The sequence below is a fragment of the Streptomyces sp. NBC_00273 genome (assembly GCF_036178145.1).
In the GTDB taxonomy this organism is placed as follows: domain Bacteria; phylum Actinomycetota; class Actinomycetes; order Streptomycetales; family Streptomycetaceae; genus Streptomyces.
Map to the genome: position 1 here is coordinate 980814 of NZ_CP108067.1, position 16365 is coordinate 997178.

Genomic DNA, 16365 nt, shown 5'->3' on the forward strand with positions numbered 1-16365 from the left:
CGAATTCCGAGTGTTTTCTACGCCCCCACGCCCTGCGTGTTCTCGCAGTGGCGGGCCCTTCGGTGCGCGACCATACGGACGCGCCGACGCAAGCAGCCAGCAGATGGAAACATCGACACAGGAAGAAGGACGGACGTGTCCGGCAGCGACAGCGAGAACCCAGTAATCCCTGCCCCGACCACCACGCCGACCCGCCCCAGGTCGAATCGGGACTGGTGGCCGAACCAGTTGGACCTTCAGGTTCTGCACCAGAATTCGCCCCTGGCCAATCCGATGGGTGACGATTTCAACTACGCGGAAGAACTCTCCACCCTGGACCTCGACGCCCTGAAGCAGGACGTCTTCGACGTGATGACGGCGTCGCAGGACTGGTGGCCCGCGGACTACGGCCACTACGGCCCGCTCTTCATCCGGATGAGCTGGCATTCCGCCGGAACGTACCGCATCGCCGACGGCCGGGGCGGCGGCGGGGCCGGCGCCCAGCGGTTCGCGCCTCTCAACAGCTGGCCCGACAATGCGAGCCTCGACAAGGCGCGCCGTCTGCTCTGGCCGGTCAAGCAGAAATACGGTCGGAAGATCTCATGGGCCGACCTCTTGGTGTTCGCCGGCAACTGCGCCATGGAATCGATGGGCTTCAAGACGTTCGGCTTCGGCTTCGGACGGGAGGACATCTGGGAACCCGAGGAAATCTTCTGGGGGCCCGAGGACACCTGGCTCGGCGATGAGCGCTACAGCGGCGACAGGGAACTCTCCGGCCCCTTCGGCGCCGTGCAGATGGGCCTGATCTACGTCAATCCGGAAGGACCCAACGGAAACCCGAACCCGGTCGCCGCCGCCCGGGACATTCGCGAGACGTTCGCGCGCATGGCCATGAACGACGAGGAAACGGTCGCGCTCATCGTCGGCGGCCACACGTTCGGCAAGTGCCACGGTGCGGTCGGCGCCGACTACATCGGGCCCGAGCCCGAGGCCTGCCCGATCGAGCAGCAGGGCATCGGCTGGAAGAACACCTACGGCACCGGCAGCGGCGCCGACGCGCTCACCAGCGGGCTGGAGGGCGCATGGACCACCGAGCCGACCAAGTGGGACAACGGGTACCTGGACAACCTGTTCCGGTACGAGTGGGAACTGACCACGAGCCCGGCCGGTGCCCAGCAGTGGACCCCCAAGGACCCCGCGGCCCAGGGCACGGTGCCGGACGCCCATGATCCGTCGAAGAGGCACGCGCCGATGATGCTGACGACGGACCTCGCGCTGCGGATGGACCCGGTCTACGCACCGATCGCGAAGCGCTTCCACGAGAACCCGGACCAGCTCGCCGACGCGTTCGCCAAGGCCTGGTACAAGCTGCTGCACCGCGACATGGGTCCGGTCTCGCGCTACCTCGGCCCGTGGGTCCCCGAACCGCAGCTGTGGCAGGACCCCGTACCCGCGGTCGATCACGAGCTGGTCGTCGACGAGGACGTCGCCGCCCTCAAGCGCACGGTCCTCGCCTCGGGGCTGTCCCTTCCCCAGCTGGTCACCACCGCCTGGGCGGCGGCGTCGAGCTTCCGCGGCACCGACATGCGGGGCGGGGCCAACGGGGCCCGGATCCGGCTGGCGCCGCAGAAGGACTGGGAGGCCAACGACCTGCCCGAGGTCACCGAGGTGGTGCGGAAGCTGGAGGAGATCCGGCAGGACTTCAACCGGGCGCAGGGCGGCGGGAAGAAGGTCTCGCTCGCCGACCTGATCGTGCTGGGCGGCTGCACGGCCGTCGAGCAGGGCGCGAAGAACGCCGGGTACGACATCGAGGTGCCGTTCGCACCGGGGCGCACGGATGCCTCGCAGGAGCAGACCGACGTGGAGTCCTTCGCCGTCCTCGAACCGGCGGCGGACGGCTTCCGGAACTACCTGCGGGCGGGCGAGAAGCTGTCGCCGGAGGCGCTCCTGCTGGACCGTGCCAGCATGCTGAACCTGACCGCTCCCGAGATGACCGTGCTCGTCGGCGGCATGCGGGCCATGAACACCGGGTTCCGGCAGGCCCGGCACGGCGTGTTCACGGACCGCCCGGAGGCGCTGACCAACGACTTCTTCGTCAACCTGCTCGACATGGGTACGCAGTGGAAGGCGTCGGAGTCGGCGGAGAACGTGTTCGAGGGCCGGGACCACGCCACGGGCAAGGTCAGGTGGACGGCGACCGCGGTGGACCTCGTCTTCGGTTCGCACGCCCAGCTGCGGGCCCTCTCGGAGGTCTACGCGTCGAAGGACGCGGGAGAGAAGTTCGTCCGTGACTTCGTCTCCGCCTGGGACAAGGTGATGAACCTCGACCGGTTCGACCTCGCGTAGGGCGTCGCTTCCTGCGGATGACCGTGCTGACCGTGCTGACCGGACCAAGGGCACGGTGTTCCGCTGCTCGTGGGCCGGGCGGGTGAAGGGCGACGGCCCGCCGCCGCGACGGCCCGGCCGCCGTTGGTTCGCGGCCCGATCGGCGGGCTGCGGGATGACCGCCCGGATCCCGCGCCCGCCGGGTGGCCACACGGGGCACGGTCCGGTGCCGGTGTCGGACCTGTTCCGTACGCTGGCCCCATGCGTACGCGCCCCACTCTGAGCTGGACCCCCGCCGAGGACCTGCCGCCGGGCACCACGGATCCGGAGCCGGTCGCCGCCGCGCTGAGGACCGGCGGTGTGCTGGTACTGAGCGGGGCGGGCCTTTCCACCGAGTCGGGCATCCCCGACTACCGGGGCGAGGGCGGAAGCCTGCGCCGGCACACCCCGATGACCTACCAGGAATTCACCACGAGCACCCTCGCCCGGCGCCGCTACTGGGCACGCAGTCACCTGGGCTGGCGCACCTTCGGCCGTGCCCGGCCCAATGCCGGGCACCGGGCCGTGGCCGCGTTCGGGCGGCACGGCCTGCTCTCGGCGGTGATCACCCAGAACGTCGACGGCCTGCACCAGGCCGCCGGCAGCAAGGACGTGGTGGAACTCCACGGAAGTCTGAACCGGGTCCTCTGCCTTTCCTGCGGCGCCTCCAGCATGCGCCGTGAGCTCGCCCGGCGGCTGGAAGAGGCCAATGCGGGCTTCGAGCCCGTGGCCGCCCGACTGAATCCGGACGGTGACGCCGACCTCACCGACGAACAGGTCGGAGGCTTCACCGTCATGCCCTGCTCGGAGTGCGGCGGCATCCTCAAACCGGACGTGGTGTTCTTCGGCGAGACCGTTCCCCCGCGCCGGGTCGAGCGCTGCCGCGAACTGGTCGATGCGGCGACTTCACTCCTGGTCCTGGGGTCCTCACTGACGGTGATGTCCGGCCTCCGGTTCGTCCGCCAGGCAGCCCAGACGGGAAAACCCGTACTGATCGTCAACCGGGACCCGACCCGAGGCGACCGGCACGCCGCCACCCGCGTCGCGCTCCCCCTCGGCGCGACCCTCGCCTCCCTCGCCGACGGACTGGACATCCCCGTCGACGACCGTACGGCGGATTGAATCGGGGCCCGGACCCGTCTCGGGTCCGGGCCCCTCCCGCATGGCGGTTCAGACGAACGGGCCGCCGAACGGGCCGGCGGGGCCGTAGTAGAGGGCCAGCTGCTCGCGGTAGCCCGCGTCACCGAGGTGCTCGTCCCGGTGGAACTCCGGGGAGCCCTTGATCTGTTCCTTGGTGCGCTCCACGTGGATCGTCCGTTCCTCCGGGTCGACGGCGATCACGGTGCTGGCCGGGAGGAGCACTTCCTTGCCGAAGATCCACACCCCTGTATCGACGACCAGGTAGGCGTCACCGACCTCGTCGGAGTGCTTGTCGACCTTGCCGATGCTTCCGTCGACCGCCTCGACCTCGTAGCCGGTGAGATCGGTCCCGGCCAGGTGGCCCGACGTCGACTTGTAACTCCACACATGTTCGGTCACGTGAAAACAACTCCTCCGGTGTGAATGAAAGGATCAACCAACCTCTTGAACGGCGTCTGCCCCGGCTTCCCCGTTGTGCACGTACGAGATTGCCGCTCGCGGGAACTTCGTGGGGGAGCCGGCGTCTCGCGGCGGCCGTCAGCCCTCGCGTCCCGGCAGCAGCTCCTTGGCCTTGGCCACGGCGAAACCCCAGCCCTGGGCCACCGTCGGTTTGCCGGGCACTGCCACTTCCTCCGGATTGGTGAGCACGTCCAGGAGGACCGGCCCCGGCGTCTCGAAGGCCCTGCGCACGCCCTCGTGGAGCTCGGCCGGGTCGGTCACCCGGATCCCCGTCAGGCCGAGGGCCGTGGCAACCGCAGCGAAATCGGGGTTGTCGAGTTCCGTTCCGAATTCGGGCAGGCCCGCCTGCTCCTGTTCCAGCTTGACCATGCCCAGGCGGCGGTTGTCGAAGACGACGAGCTTCACCGGCAGCCGGTACGTCTTGATGGTCATGAGGTCGCCGAGCAGCATGCTCAGCCCACCGTCCCCGCAGAGCGCGACGATCTGCCGGTCGGGCGCCCACAGCTGGGCGCCGAGGGCCTGGGGCATGGCGTTGGCCATCGAGCCGAGGTTGTAGGAGCCGATCAGGCGGCGGTCGCCGCGCATCGTGACGAAGCGGGAGAGCCAGACGGTGGCCATACCGGTGTCGGAGGTGAAGACGGCGTCGTCGTCGGCATAGGCGTCCACCGCTGCGGCCAACGTCTCCGGGCGGACGGCGTGCTCGCGGTTGTCCAGGGCGGCCCGCAGCTTCCCGGTCCAGCGGTGCTCGTGCGCGGGGTCGGCCAGCCGCTGCTGTCCCTCCTGCCAGCGGACGAAACGCTCGCGGGCGGCGTCGAGGTGCGCCCGGTCCGAGGCCGCCTTCAACAGCGGGAGCAGGGCCCGTAGCGTGGCGCCGACGTCACCGGCCAGGCCCACGTCCACGGGGGTGCGGCGGCCCAGGTGGTCCTCGCGGGAGTCGACCTGGATCACCTTGGCGTCCTTCGGATACCACTCCCGGTAGGGGAAGTCGGTCCCCAGCATCAAGAGCACGTCCCCGCTGTCGAGCGCGTGGGAGGCGGCGGGGTTCCCGATGAGGCCGGTCTGGCCCACTTGGAACGCGTTGTCGTCCTCGAAGCCCTCCTTCGCCTTCAGCGTGAGCACCATGGGCGCCGCCAGCAGCTCGGCGGTCCGCAGGACCTCGGTACGGGCCTCGCGGGCGCCCTGGCCGACGAGGAGGGTCACCCGGGACGCTTCGTTCAGCAGCTCGGCGGCCCGTTCGAGGGCCGGGTCGTCGGGCCGGGTGACGGCCCGGTCGAGGGCGAACCGCGTGGGCCTGTCGTCGCTCAACTCCTGATCGCCCAGGTCGCCGGAGACGGTCAGGACGGCCACTCCGCCCCGGGTCACGGCGGCGCGCACGGCCGATTCGAGCAGGCGCGGCATCTGGTCCGGGGAGGTGACGGTGGCCCGGTGGACGGCGACGTCGCGGAAGAGCAGGTCGTTGTCGACCTCCTGGAAGTAGTCGCTGCCGATCTCGGCGAGGGGTACCTGGCCGCAGATGGCCAGGACGGGCGTACGGCTCTTCGCGGCGTCGTAGAGGCCGTTGAGCAAGTGCACGGAGCCGGGTCCGACCGTGCCCATGCACACCCCGAGGGTCCCGGAGAGCTGGGACTGCGCCGAGGCGGCGAAGGCCGCGGCCTCCTCGTGCCGGCAGCCGACCCAGTGCAGGCCGGCGGATGTGCGGATGGCGTCGGTCAGCGGGTTCAAGGCGTCTCCGACGACGCCGAAGACGTGCTGGACGCCGAGTTCCTCGAGTGCGTCGACGATGACGTGGGCGACGGTACGTGCCACGGGACTGCCCTTCGTTTGCCGGTTCAGCGGCCGGTTCGGCGGGTGAAGTGGGTGAAGCGGCCGGGGTCGGCCGCCTTCCAGTCGGCTGCCCAGCTTTCGGGCGGCGATGCGAGCAGTTCTCCGGGGGCGAGCCAGGCGTAGAGCTCGGCGTACGAGCGGACGGCGTGCGGGTCCACCCGCTGGAGCAGCATGTGGGGGCGCAGCCCGCGCGCGTCGTCGACGCCCATGGCCGCCATGATCTGCAGTGCGCTCTTGACGGTCGCCTCCTGGTAGCGCCGTACGCGCTGCGCCTTGTCATCGACGTCCAGGGCCCGGGCGCGCCGCTCGTCCTGGGTGGCGACCCCGACGGGGCACGTGTTGGTATGGCAGCGCTGGGCCTGGATGCAGCCGATCGCGAACATCATGGCGCGGGCCGAGTTGGTGTAGTCGGCGCCTTGGACCAGGCGTTTGACGAGGTCACTGCCGGTGGCGACCTTTCCGGAGGCTCCGATCCGGATGCGGTCGCGCAGCCCGGAACCGACGAGGGCGTTGTGGACGGTCATCAGGCCGTCGCCGAGCGGCAGGCCCACGTGGTCGGCAAACTCCAGGGGCGCCGCGCCCGTGCCGCCCTCCGCCCCGTCGACGACGATGAAGTCGGGGGTGACGTCCGCCTCCCGCATGGCCTTGCACACGGCGAGGAACTCTCGGCGCGAGCCGACGCACAGCTTGAACCCCACGGGCTTGCCGCCGGCGAGCTCCCGCATGCGGGCCAGGAAGCGCACCAGCTCGCGCGGGGTGGAGTACACGCGGTGGAACGGCGGCGAGACGACGGTCTCCCCCTGCGGCACACCGCGCACCCACGCGATCTCCGCATTCACCTTGGCACCGGGCAGGACTCCGCCGATGCCCGGCTTGGCACCCTGACTGATCTTCAGCGACACGCACCTGACCTGTGGGTGTGCTGCTTTTTCGGCGAACTGCCGCTCGTCGAAGCCCCCGTCGTCGGTACGGCACCCGAAGTATCCGGTGCCGATCTCCCACACGAGGTCTCCGCCAGGGCGCAGGTGATACGCGGACACGCCGCCTTCGCCGGTGTCGTGGGCGAAACCGCCGAGCTGTGCACCGGTGTTGAGGGCGAGGACGGCGTTGGCGGACAGGGAGCCGAAACTCATCGCCGAAACGTTGAGCAGGGCCATGTCGTACGGCTCGGTGCAGTCGGGTCCACCGACCCGGACCCGGGGCGGATCCGCCCGTACCGGGTGCGGGGCCATGGACGGGGTGAGGTATTCGCTGCCCGGGCGGTGGAGATCTCGCTCGGTGCCGAACGGCTCCTCCGCGTCAGTGCCCTTGGCCCGCTCGTAGACGATGCTGCGGGTGTCCCGGTCGAAGGGGCTTCCGTCGATGTTCCGCTCGATGAAGTACTGCTGGATCTCCGGCCGCAGCGCCTCCAGGGCGAACCGCAGGTGACCGAGCACGGGGTAGTTCCGCAGGAGGGAATGGCGGCGTTGCGAGAGGTCGTACGAGGCGACGAGGACGAGCAGCAGCAACGGAACGGCCACGGCCCACCACCAGGACGAGAGGAGGACGGCGGCGACCGCGGCGAGCACCGCTGCGGCGCCGGGCAGGATCAGGGTGAGTACCTTCAGCATGCCCCGCTTGTGTCCCGACGACCGCGGGCCAAGCATTCCCGGGGGGCCTGGGGTGCGGGGGAGGCTCGATTCAGCCCGCCTCGTAGGAGCCCGGCCGCGTGCTGGCGGGGGGGATGCCAGCACGCGGCCCGGGTCCGCCGGGGAGTCCGCGCCGCTCACCGTCGCGGACTCCCGTGACCAGGCTTATGACCGGTCTCCGTCGACCCAAACGGTTGGAGCACACCCTTGCGCGGAGCGAGCCGGCGCTCCCGCACACGGGGGCGTGGAAGCGCGGTCTCCGGGCAGGCGCGCCGTCGACGCAGATCCCTCCGGATCCGGGACCACGGGGAGGGAGGCGCGGAAGGCCCGCAGCGTCTGGGCCTACCGCGTCGGTCGGCGTCGACTACCTCGCTGCCCCGCACACGGCCCGGCACGCGGTCATTCCTCAGGCGGATCCTGGTGGGCGGGTGCCCAGAAGGCAGTCAGGTGACCACTGCGGCCGTCGCCCGGGGTCAGGTCCTCCCACCCGCCTGGAAGGTCCACCACCACGACACCCGACGTCGGGAGCTCCTCCCTGAGCCGTTCCAGCAGCTCCGGCGGGCCGCTCCCGCACAGCGACGTGGCCAGCTCGTGGATGCCCGTGTTGTGGCCGACCAGCATCACGTGGCTCAGCCCCGCTCCCCGCTCCGCCAGTACGGTGGCCAAGGCGTCCGGGGCCGCATCGTAGACCTCGTCGTCGTAGACGGCGGGCGGCACGTCCGGCAGGGCAGGGGCGATCAGCTCCCACGTCTCCCGCGTCCTTCGGGCCGGGGAACACAACACCAGATGGAACGCGAAGCCCGATGCGGCAAGCCAACGGCCCGTCTCGGCCGCTTCAGCTCGTCCGCGGTCGCTCAGGGAGCGTTCGAAGTCCTCGGCCACGTGCTTGGGCACGGCCTTCGCGTGGCGGACCAGCAGCAATCGGCAGGGGGACGCCGAGTCGGAGGACGAGGACGTCGCGTGTGGCGCGGCACCGGGGGACATGATGCTCACCTCCACTGCGGGACGAGGTGCACGACCGCGTGCCCGTCCTCGTTAGCCCGCGCGGGCCCGGAGCCGGCGCTCGACTCGCCCGGCGGAGTCTCGCCCGGGAGTACGCCGCCGCCGTACGGTCGAGGCGTGTTGCATGGTCCCGGGTCCGGAGCACATGCGAACATGACTGCCTCCTCGCCTGGAAGGCCGGGCCCGCCCTTCCAGCAGGTCGGCCGGAGCTATCCGGCGCCTACCCGCCGCCCGGCGGTTCAGTCCTCGCGGCCGCCCGTCCAGCCCCGGATCCGAGGCGGCCCCGGCCACCTACGGAGAGGGCGTCACCGGGTGCGGTTGATTCCAACCGGTGCCCATGACGGATCCGCTCCGCCGAGGGTTCGGACGGGACCGTCCACCCCGGGCGCGGGGCCCAGCGCCGAGGGCGCGAAGAAGGTGCTGGAGCAGTCGCTGCGCATCGCGCTGGGCCGCAAGGACAACCACATCGACACCCTGCACCTGCTGCTGGCCCTGATCTCCCGCCCCGGCACCGTCTCCGAGGTCCTGTCGGACCACGGCGTCACCTACGGCACGGCCGAAACCACCCTGGCAGCCTGACCACCCCGGCGGTAGCTGGGGAAGCTCCAGGGGCGCAGCCCCGCACTTTCAGCCCCGCCGGCGATTGAGGCGCGGGGTCCGCGGCGGCGCCCCGGCAGCGGGGCCGCGGGCGGGCTACGGCCTGGCCCCGAACGTGGTTCCCAGCCGGCCGCAGGCCGCCTTCAGGTGCCCGCGGGCCTCGGCCACCCGGGCCGCGGTCGCCCCGCGGTCCCGCGCCACGTCGCGGACCTCGTCGCGGAACCGGTCCAGCAGCCGGTCCAGGTCTCGGGCCGGGTCGCCGGTGGGCACCAGGTCGGCGGCCCCCAGTCCCCGTCCGCCGCCGCACGGGCCGCCGCGTCCCCGGAAGTACTGGTGTGCCGCGCGGCCCCGGCGACGCTCATCACCAGTCGCAAGCCCGACGACCTGGACGTCTTCTGCACCACGCTCGTGAAGGAGTTCACCCTCGTGGCGAGGGCGTGACGGGGCGGTGCCCGTCCTGGAGCGGGGGTGCGGTTCCGCCGGCCCGAGGGCGGTGAGCGCGCCGCCAGGGAAATGGCTTCGCCGTTGAAACCTTGTACCGGCATGATTCCCAGCGTGCATGAGGAAGAAGACCATCGCGGGCGAACGCGGTACACGCTGACCGAGACGGAGCACGGGCGCGCCTGGGGCGTCTGCTCCGTGGCGGAAGGGCTGTTCGGAGAGCCTCAGCGCGGGATCTACGAACTGTTCGGCTGGGTTCCACAAGCAGAGATGGGCGGCTGGGTCGGCAACCGACTGTGGCTGGTGCCGGACGATGAGGCGCTCGACCCCTGGTTGCTGGAGGACGCGGAAAGCCCTGGGCGGCCCCGTGGGACGGACAGTCTCGTGCTCACCGGCCTGGATGACTACGAAGGTCCGCCCGAGGGACACAGCGGCCGCGTTCGAGTGCATGACGGGCGCCGATGGCTGGGCTCCTGCCGGGAGTTCGTCCGTGTCCTGCCGCACGAGCAGCCGGCACCCCCGCTCGTCCTGCGTGGGCTCGCCGAGGCCGATCTGCTGCGAGCGGCACTGGCGAAGGGCACCCGGCGAGCCCTGGACCTGGAGCAGGCCGCCCTTGAGGTACGAGACGATCGAGGTGAGCTGCTCACCGAACGCCTGCTCTGGGCCAGGGTCAATGCTTGGCGCCCCTCTTCGTACGGGACGGATCTGATCGATCTGGAGCTCGACGGAGGGCTCTTCACGCCCGTTCCCGAACACGCCCGGCCCATCTGGGAGCGGTGGCTCGTCGGGCCGCCCGACACGGCAGCTGCCTGGGCCGGTCTTGATACCCGGCGCCGCTGGGCCTGGCACGATCTCGTCCGAGAACGAGCCGCCTACCGTGCCCCCCGTGACCGGCCGTCCGGTCACGCCTACGAACTCGATGGTCGGCACGTCACCGATGAACCGGGCCTCTACCTGGCGCTCGGCGAGGCGGTGAACGGGCCGGGTGGCTACTTCGGCGGCTGCCTTTCCGCCCTCGACGACTGCCTGGGTGGCACCTTCGGCTACACCGCCCCCGCAACTCTGCTCTGGCAGGACGCTGCAACCGCACGCGAGCACTTGTCCCAGACCCTGTCACCGGACGGCCAGCCCTACGACCTGTTCGGTGTGGTCCTCGATCTCCTGGCCGAGGGCGGCATGCACGTCACCCTGGCGTGACCCATGGTCCGCCCGCAGGGCATCGACCATGCCCGGGCTGCTCCCCACCCCTTGTGCGCCGGGTCAACTACGGCGATGCCGTGCGGTCCGTCTTCCATCGGGCGGACTTCCCGGAGGGCCCGCTCAAGGAGCTGTCACATACCTACGCAGCCAGCCAGGTGGGGGACACCCGCGGTGCAGCCCGATCCGTGCGCCCCGCCGAGCATGCGTGCGGCGAGGCTCCGGTGGGTGGACTTCCAGCGCTGGTGCCGCTCCTCCAGCCCGCCGAGCGCGTTGCGGAAGCGGTTCCACTCGGCCTCGTCGAAGCGGGCCGAGCGGCGCAGGTCGAGGTAGGCCCCGACGACCGTGTCGTGGGCGTCGCCCTCGGCCTCGCCCCGTACGGAGGGGACGCCGGTGAAGGCTGCCGACTGCAGCCGCGACGTGGTCGGCAGGCCGCACAAGATCTCGAAGCGCTTGTACTGTTCGGACTGGACGGCGCTGGCGCCCTGGGTGAACTGCCGGAACGCGGAGAAGTGTCCGGGGCGCATGGTGGCGACCATCCGGAACAGCGCCGAGGCCCGGTCGAAGTGACCGGCCGCACGGTCCACATGGTCCGCCGCCGCGTCCAGCCGGCCCGCGCGCAGCGCCTCGATCGCCGCCCGCACGTCCGCCGCGATCGCCATGAAGATCATTTCATGGGCCTGGAGCGCCCGGATGAAGAGGTACTCGTCGTGCAGCACGTACCCGGGCTGAACCGTCATGTCGAACCAGTGGCCGGCCTCGGTGGCCGTGGGCCGGGGCAGGAGTTCGGCGATGTCCGCCCAGCGGGACCACGGGACGTGGGCCGCCCCTGAGATCAGGGCATCGGCGTCCGGACCGTCGAGGTCGTGCGCCACGAAGCGCAGCGCGTGGTGCAGCCGCTTGCGCAGGGTCACCGGGTCCGGCGGGTCCCGGTCCACGGATTCCCGCGATTCCCGCGATTCCCGCGATTCCTCAGATTCCTGCGGTTCCCGCGCCGTGGTCTCCGCCTGGATCTCGAAGCGTATGACGTCGGATATGAGCAGCGTGGCCATGCGGTTCGGGTCCGGCGCCTCCCCCGTTTCGCCCAGGAGAAGCTCCAGCAGCGGAAGGGAAAGGTAGGTCCGGTTCCAGTAACGCCCCTCGTGCTTGTCGAGCATGCAGTCGAGGAACGCCTGGAGGTGGGGCGGGCGGTCCGCCGCGCGGTGGCTCCGGATCTCGCTGAGCCGAAGCAGCAGGGGCTGCGGCAGGAAGTGCTTCCCGGTCCGGCGCACCTCTTGCGTGACGGTACGCGCCAGGTGGATTCCGTCCGGTGCTCCGCCGTCCCCGTCCAGGCGTCCGATGGCCGCCCAACGGTCCGCCTCTGCGCATTCCGGGTTCATCTCCACTCGCCTCCTGGACCTGCCTGGCCCCACCCCGTCCGGGTGGAGCGGAAGATTCAAGTGGGCATGATCGGAACACTGCCCGTCATGTCTCGAACATTCGTGTCTTGACAAGGGCGGCAGGGACACGCATAGAGCCTCCGGCCCGGTCGGGCGGAGGCTCTGTGGCGTACGGTTCGGTGCCCACTCCGGCGGCCGGTCGGCCGCCGCGCGCCGGTGGAGGAGGCGGATCCGGGGAACCGTGGATCTGGATGGAACAAGCCGGGGCCCCGTGGGCACTCGCGCAGGCGTCGGAGGCCCCGGCTCGCAGAAGGGGACTGCGTCAGCTGTTGGCCGAGAGGTTGCCCGACAGGACCGGGATGTTGTCCAGGATGTGCGAGAGCGGCTCGTCGCCCTTGGCCTGGGTGGAGTTCTCGGTGCACTGCTGGTTCTGCGGGTTGGACAGGACGTTGATGTCCTGAACGCCGACATTGGCGAGGAGCGCGGCCACGGACTGGACGTTGGCCTTGACGGGCAGGCCGATGCAGGGCTTGTTCAGGGTGCCCTGGATCGCGCCGAGCTGCGGGCTCAGGTCACCGCGGGTCTCCTGGTTGCCGTAGATCTGCGCGGCGCCGTTGCCCTGGACGGTGTTGACCCCGTTGTCGTTGCCGATGGCCATGGCCGGGGCGGCCATGGCCGCGCCCACTCCGACGATCGACGCGGTGACGGCGGCGGTGGCCATGAACTTCTTGATCATCAGTGGTCCTTATGTCGCACGAGTGCACGGTGATAAGCACCTTGATCAACGGCCGGGGAGAACACAGGTTGCGCCGCTTCACCCGAACGGCCCCTACCGCGTCTCACACCCCCGGACGGCCACGCTCAGCTCGACGACGTAGTGCTCCTCCACCCAGCCGTCCGGGAACCGTTCCATGAGGAGGGCGCGCTCGTCCTCCAGGAAGGCGTCCGTTCCGGGCTCGCCGATGAGGAACAGGGAGTGGGTGGACAGTTTGGCCAGATGCGTGTCGACGGGGACGCGGCGCGACCACGCCAGCCGGCGGTCGGTGAAGCGCAGCCCCTCCTGGGAGAGCGCGCGCTCGTTGATGTACCAGCCCGGGCCGAACCGCTTCTCGATGCGGTCCTGCTGATCGGCGATCCAGCCGACCCCGGTGTCCGGATCGTTCTGCCACACCGCCAGGGCCCCGCCGGGGCGCAGCACGCGCAGGGCCTCGGGGACCGCGTGCGCAGGGTCCGTCCAGTGCCAGGACTGCGCGTACGTCAACAGGTCCAGGCAGCCGGAGGCCAGCGGCAGCCGGTTGCCGTCCGCGCGGACCAGCGGCGTGCCGGGATTGCGGCGGCGGAACTCCTGCGCCATGCCCTCGCCCGGCTCCACCCCGACCACCATGGCCCCTCGGGCCTCCAGGAGGGCGGTGGCGATCCCCGTTCCCGCCCCGACGTCGGCGACCCGTGCTCCGGCCAGTGGAAAGCCGGCCATTTCCGCCAGCGTGTCGAAGAGCGCGGGCGGGTACGCGGGGCGATGGGCGGCGTAGCGTGCGGCCGCGGAGCTGAAGGAACGAGCCCGGGATTCGTTCGTCATGACGTCCATCATGCCGGTGTCCCGGAGCGGCGCGGAGAGGCAGTCCCCCATGGTGGCCGCTCGGTATGTCACGTCGCTGGTAGGGGCGTTGGAGCGGTACGCCGGACAGCCCGCGCTCGGCGCCGGACCGGTCGTCCTCGGATTCCAAGAGGTGCTCGACGGGGCCTTGCGACTGGCGGGGGCGCTCTCCGCGGCGGGGATCGGGCGCGGCTCGGGACTGGCCTGCGTCACGGGCTCGAACCGGCCGGAGGTGCTGCTGGTACGGATCGCCGCGCACCTGCTGGGCGCCCGGCTGACCCAGGTGCTCGCCGGCCCCGCCCAGTACGGGCTCGACTTCGTCCTGCGGGACTGCCGGCCGGACCTGGTCGTGCACGACGTTCCGGTGCCCGCGACCGGGGCGCCCGGGCTCGACCTGGCCGAGCTGCTCCGCCGGGCCGCCGGCCGGGGCGGGCCCGGCGCGGTGTCGGTGCGGGCGCGGGAGGACGACGTGGCGCGGGTGACGTACACGGGCGGGACCACGGGGCGGCCCAAAGGGGTGGCCTCCACCTTCGGGGCGATGGCCGCGCGCAACGCCGTACGACCGGCGGCCTGGGCGGAGTCGGTGTACCTGTCGGTGACCTCGCTGGCGCAGCGGTCGGGCGGGCGGTGCCTGGAGCAGTGGCGGGCCGGGGGCCGGGTGGAGATCCTGGAACCGTTCGCGCCCGCGGAGTTCGCGGCGGCCTGCCGGCGCCTGGGGCCGGTGGCCACGTACCTGACGACCTCGATGGTCTACCGACTGCTGGACGACCCGGCGACCGCCCACGGTGTACCGGGGCTGGAGGCGGTCTCCTACGGCGATTCGCCCGTCCACCCCGAGCGGCTGCGCGAGGCGGTGACCCGCTGGGGCGGCCGGTGGCGGCAGGGCTACGGCACGAACGAGGCGGCGGTGATCTGCCGGCTCTCCCCCGCCGATCACGATGCGGCGGTGGCCGGGCGGCCGGAGCTGCTGTCGTCGGTGGGGCGGCCCGTCGCGGGGGTGGAGGTGGAGGTGCGCGACGGGCGGGGCACGGCGGTGGCGGCCGGCCGCACGGGCGAGGTGTGGATGCGGTCGGCGGCGATGATGACCGGGTACTGGGGCCGGCCCGGGCTGACGGCCGGGGTGCTGCGGGGCGGCTGGCTGCGGACGGGGGACCTCGGGCACTTCGGGGCGGACGGCTACCTGTACCTGGACGACCGGATCCACGACGTGGTGATGGTCCACGGGGACAACGTGTACTGCGTGCCCGTCGAGGCCGCGCTCGCCCGGCATCCCGCCGTCGCACGGGCCGTGGTGGTGGGGCGGCACAGCGACCTCACCGGCGAGGAGGTGTGTGCGTTCCTGGTACCGGCGGCGGGGTACGAGCCCGGCCCCGGGCTCGCCGCCGAGGCCTGTGCCCTGGTGGAGGAGGAGCTGGCCCCGGCGCACCGGCCGACCGCGGTGTTCTGGGAACGGGCGATCCCGCTGACGGCGCGGGGCAAGCCGGACAAGCGCCGGCTGCGGGAACGGGCAGAAGGGGGCGCCGGCCGGCGGACGTAGGCTCGGAGGAGAGGTCGGGTTCCGGCGGGGAGGTCGGGGCGGGCTGGGACGTCAAGGGCGGGCGGCGGCGTAGGTCCAGAACTCCCGCATCACCTCGGGCGAGGCCGGGCCGGCCAGCTCCCGCTGGGTGAGGAGCAGGGTGAGCGTCCCGGTGGCGGGGACGACGTGGGCGGCGGTGCCGGTGCCGCCGATCCAGCCGTAGCGGCCCGGTACGTTCCAGGGGTCGAGGCGGGCCACGTCGACCGAGCCGCCGAAACCCCAGCCCTGGCCCTCCAGGAACAGGGTGCCCGCCGCGCGCTGGGGCGCGGTGAGGTGATCGGTGGTCATCTGCCGCACCGAGTCCGCCGAGAGCAGCCGCCGGCCACCCCCGTACGCGCCTCCCGCGAGCAGCATCCGACCGAAGGCGTACAGGTCGTCGACGGTGGAGACGAGGCCGCCCGCGCCGGACGGGAAGGCGGGAAGGGTGCTCCACTCGCCGTCGGGCGCGTCCACGAGCTCCAGGGCTCCGCCGTCGGGGGCGGCCCGGTAGTAGCTGGTGAACCGGTGGAGCTGCCCCGGCGGTACGGAGAACGCGGTGTCCCGCATGCCGAGCGGCTCGAAGACGCGCTCGGCGAGGACGTCCTGGAAGGGCTGTCCGGTAGCTCGGGCGATCAGCACCCCGAGGATGTCGGAGCAGGTGTTGTAGAGCCACGCCTCCCCGGGCTGGTGGAGGAGCGGGATCCGCCCCAGGGACGCCATCCAGACGTCCGGCTCCGGCACCTCCTGCGGCCTGGGCGGCCCCTGCTTCAGCCCGCCGAACAGTGGCGCCACGGCGGGCAGCGAGAAGTCGGCGGGGAAGCCGTACCCGGCGCGGAAGGTGAGGAGGTCGGCGAGGGTGATCGGACGGTCGGCGGGCACCACGTCGTCGAGCGGCGCGGAGGGGGTACGGACCACCGTCGGCGCGGCGAGTTCCGGTAGCCAGCGGGCCACGGGGAGGTCGAGGGCCAGCAGTCCTTCCTCGACCAGCATCATGGTGGCCGCGGCGGTCACGGGCTTGGTGACCGAGGCGATCCGGAAGAGGGAGTCGCGGGCCATCGGCGCGGTGCCGGCCGTGTCGACGGAGCCGACGGCCGCGAACTCGACGTCCTCGCCGTGTGCCACCAGGGCCACCGCGCCGGGCAGTGATCCGGTACCGACGTGGGTCTCCAGGAGACTGCGCAGGTCGCTCATGGTCCACCTTCTCGT

General features: G+C 71.6%; 15 protein-coding genes. 6 read left to right on the top strand and 9 right to left on the bottom strand.

Going from position 1 to position 16365, the window contains the following annotated elements:
- Positions 1 to 135: 135 nt before the first annotated feature.
- Positions 136 to 2325 carry a catalase/peroxidase HPI gene (katG, locus tag OG386_RS04050; protein WP_328786773.1) on the top strand — a complete coding sequence of 730 codons (2190 nt, stop codon included), beginning with the start codon at positions 136 to 138 and terminating at the stop codon, positions 2323 to 2325.
- 240 nt (positions 2326 to 2565) lie between these two features.
- Complete coding sequence (locus tag OG386_RS04055) at positions 2566 to 3465, top strand: NAD-dependent protein deacetylase (protein WP_328786774.1); 900 nt, start codon at positions 2566 to 2568, stop codon at positions 3463 to 3465.
- A gap of 48 nt (positions 3466 to 3513) precedes the next feature.
- Here OG386_RS04055 and OG386_RS04060 read toward each other — a convergent pair whose 3' ends face one another.
- The 5 genes from OG386_RS04060 to OG386_RS04080 all read right to left on the bottom strand — a co-directional run bounded on the left by OG386_RS04060 (position 3514) and on the right by OG386_RS04080 (position 8551).
- Positions 3514 to 3882, bottom strand: coding sequence for a PRC-barrel domain-containing protein (locus OG386_RS04060; protein ID WP_328786775.1), 369 nt, complete (start codon positions 3880 to 3882; stop codon positions 3514 to 3516).
- A gap of 138 nt (positions 3883 to 4020) precedes the next feature.
- Complete coding sequence (locus OG386_RS04065) at positions 4021 to 5748, bottom strand: thiamine pyrophosphate-dependent enzyme (protein WP_328786776.1); 1728 nt, start codon at positions 5746 to 5748, stop codon at positions 4021 to 4023.
- 23 nt (positions 5749 to 5771) lie between these two features.
- Positions 5772 to 7376, bottom strand: coding sequence for an FMN-binding glutamate synthase family protein (locus tag OG386_RS04070; protein ID WP_328786777.1), 1605 nt, complete (start codon positions 7374 to 7376; stop codon positions 5772 to 5774).
- Between the two features lie 417 nt (positions 7377 to 7793).
- Positions 7794 to 8378, bottom strand: a complete 585-nt coding sequence (locus OG386_RS04075; protein WP_328786778.1) for a SixA phosphatase family protein — start codon at positions 8376 to 8378, stop codon at positions 7794 to 7796.
- 5 nt (positions 8379 to 8383) lie between these two features.
- On the bottom strand, positions 8384 to 8551 hold the full coding sequence (locus tag OG386_RS04080; RefSeq protein ID WP_328786779.1) for a DUF6480 family protein: 168 nt from the start codon (positions 8549 to 8551) through the stop codon (positions 8384 to 8386).
- A 262-nt stretch (positions 8552 to 8813) separates the two neighbouring features.
- Between OG386_RS04080 and OG386_RS04085 the strand changes: the two genes are divergently transcribed.
- The 3 genes from OG386_RS04085 (at position 8814) to OG386_RS04095 (ending at position 10631) form a co-directional block, all read left to right on the top strand.
- The gene (locus tag OG386_RS04085; RefSeq protein ID WP_328786780.1) at positions 8814 to 8975 is read left to right on the top strand and encodes a Clp protease N-terminal domain-containing protein; all 162 of its coding nucleotides are present in this window, start codon (positions 8814 to 8816) and stop codon (positions 8973 to 8975) included.
- A 165-nt stretch (positions 8976 to 9140) separates the two neighbouring features.
- Positions 9141 to 9434 carry a hypothetical protein gene (locus OG386_RS46855; RefSeq protein WP_443053091.1) on the top strand — a complete coding sequence of 98 codons (294 nt, stop codon included), beginning with the start codon at positions 9141 to 9143 and terminating at the stop codon, positions 9432 to 9434.
- A gap of 102 nt (positions 9435 to 9536) precedes the next feature.
- Positions 9537 to 10631, top strand: coding sequence for a barstar family protein (locus OG386_RS04095; RefSeq protein ID WP_328786781.1), 1095 nt, complete (start codon positions 9537 to 9539; stop codon positions 10629 to 10631).
- Positions 10632 to 10765: 134 nt separating this feature from the next.
- Here OG386_RS04095 and OG386_RS04100 read toward each other — a convergent pair whose 3' ends face one another.
- The 3 genes from OG386_RS04100 to OG386_RS04110 form a co-directional block, all read right to left on the bottom strand.
- Entirely contained in the window at positions 10766 to 12010 is a 1245-nt protein-coding gene (locus OG386_RS04100; RefSeq protein ID WP_328786782.1) for a tryptophan 2,3-dioxygenase family protein, read from the bottom strand.
- Between the two features lie 322 nt (positions 12011 to 12332).
- Complete coding sequence (locus OG386_RS04105; RefSeq protein ID WP_328786783.1) at positions 12333 to 12746, bottom strand: rodlin; 414 nt, start codon at positions 12744 to 12746, stop codon at positions 12333 to 12335.
- Positions 12747 to 12839: 93 nt separating this feature from the next.
- Positions 12840 to 13586 carry a class I SAM-dependent methyltransferase gene (locus OG386_RS04110; protein WP_328786784.1) on the bottom strand — a complete coding sequence of 249 codons (747 nt, stop codon included), beginning with the start codon at positions 13584 to 13586 and terminating at the stop codon, positions 12840 to 12842.
- On the opposite strand from OG386_RS04110, the gene OG386_RS04115 reads away from it, so the two are divergent.
- Positions 13585 to 15141 carry an AMP-binding protein gene (locus tag OG386_RS04115; protein WP_328786785.1) on the top strand — a complete coding sequence of 519 codons (1557 nt, stop codon included), beginning with the start codon at positions 13585 to 13587 and terminating at the stop codon, positions 15139 to 15141. The genes OG386_RS04110 and OG386_RS04115 overlap by 2 nt on opposite strands.
- A 51-nt stretch (positions 15142 to 15192) precedes the next feature.
- On the opposite strand, the gene OG386_RS04120 is transcribed toward OG386_RS04115, so the two are convergent.
- Positions 15193 to 16350 carry a serine hydrolase domain-containing protein gene (locus OG386_RS04120; RefSeq protein WP_328786786.1) on the bottom strand — a complete coding sequence of 386 codons (1158 nt, stop codon included), beginning with the start codon at positions 16348 to 16350 and terminating at the stop codon, positions 15193 to 15195.
- Positions 16351 to 16365: the final 15 nt, after the last annotated feature.

Bases quoted from the DNA above. Each gene is read 5' to 3' on its own strand.
- OG386_RS04055 (WP_328786774.1), top strand. From the start codon at position 2,566: ATGCGTACGCGCCCCACTCTGAGCTGGACCCCCGCCGAGGACCTGCCG.
- OG386_RS04070 (WP_328786777.1), bottom strand. From the start codon at position 7,376: ATGCTGAAGGTACTCACCCTGATCCTGCCCGGCGCCGCAGCGGTGCTC.
- OG386_RS04075 (WP_328786778.1), bottom strand. From the start codon at position 8,378: ATGTCCCCCGGTGCCGCGCCACACGCGACGTCCTCGTCCTCCGACTCG.
- OG386_RS04080 (WP_328786779.1), bottom strand. From the start codon at position 8,551: ATGTTCGCATGTGCTCCGGACCCGGGACCATGCAACACGCCTCGACCG.
- OG386_RS04095 (WP_328786781.1), top strand. From the start codon at position 9,537: ATGATTCCCAGCGTGCATGAGGAAGAAGACCATCGCGGGCGAACGCGG.
- OG386_RS04100 (WP_328786782.1), bottom strand. From the start codon at position 12,010: ATGAACCCGGAATGCGCAGAGGCGGACCGTTGGGCGGCCATCGGACGC.
- OG386_RS04105 (WP_328786783.1), bottom strand. From the start codon at position 12,746: ATGATCAAGAAGTTCATGGCCACCGCCGCCGTCACCGCGTCGATCGTC.
- OG386_RS04115 (WP_328786785.1), top strand. From the start codon at position 13,585: ATGACGTCCATCATGCCGGTGTCCCGGAGCGGCGCGGAGAGGCAGTCC.
- OG386_RS04110 (WP_328786784.1), bottom strand. From the start codon at position 13,586: ATGACGAACGAATCCCGGGCTCGTTCCTTCAGCTCCGCGGCCGCACGC.
- OG386_RS04120 (WP_328786786.1), bottom strand. From the start codon at position 16,350: ATGAGCGACCTGCGCAGTCTCCTGGAGACCCACGTCGGTACCGGATCA.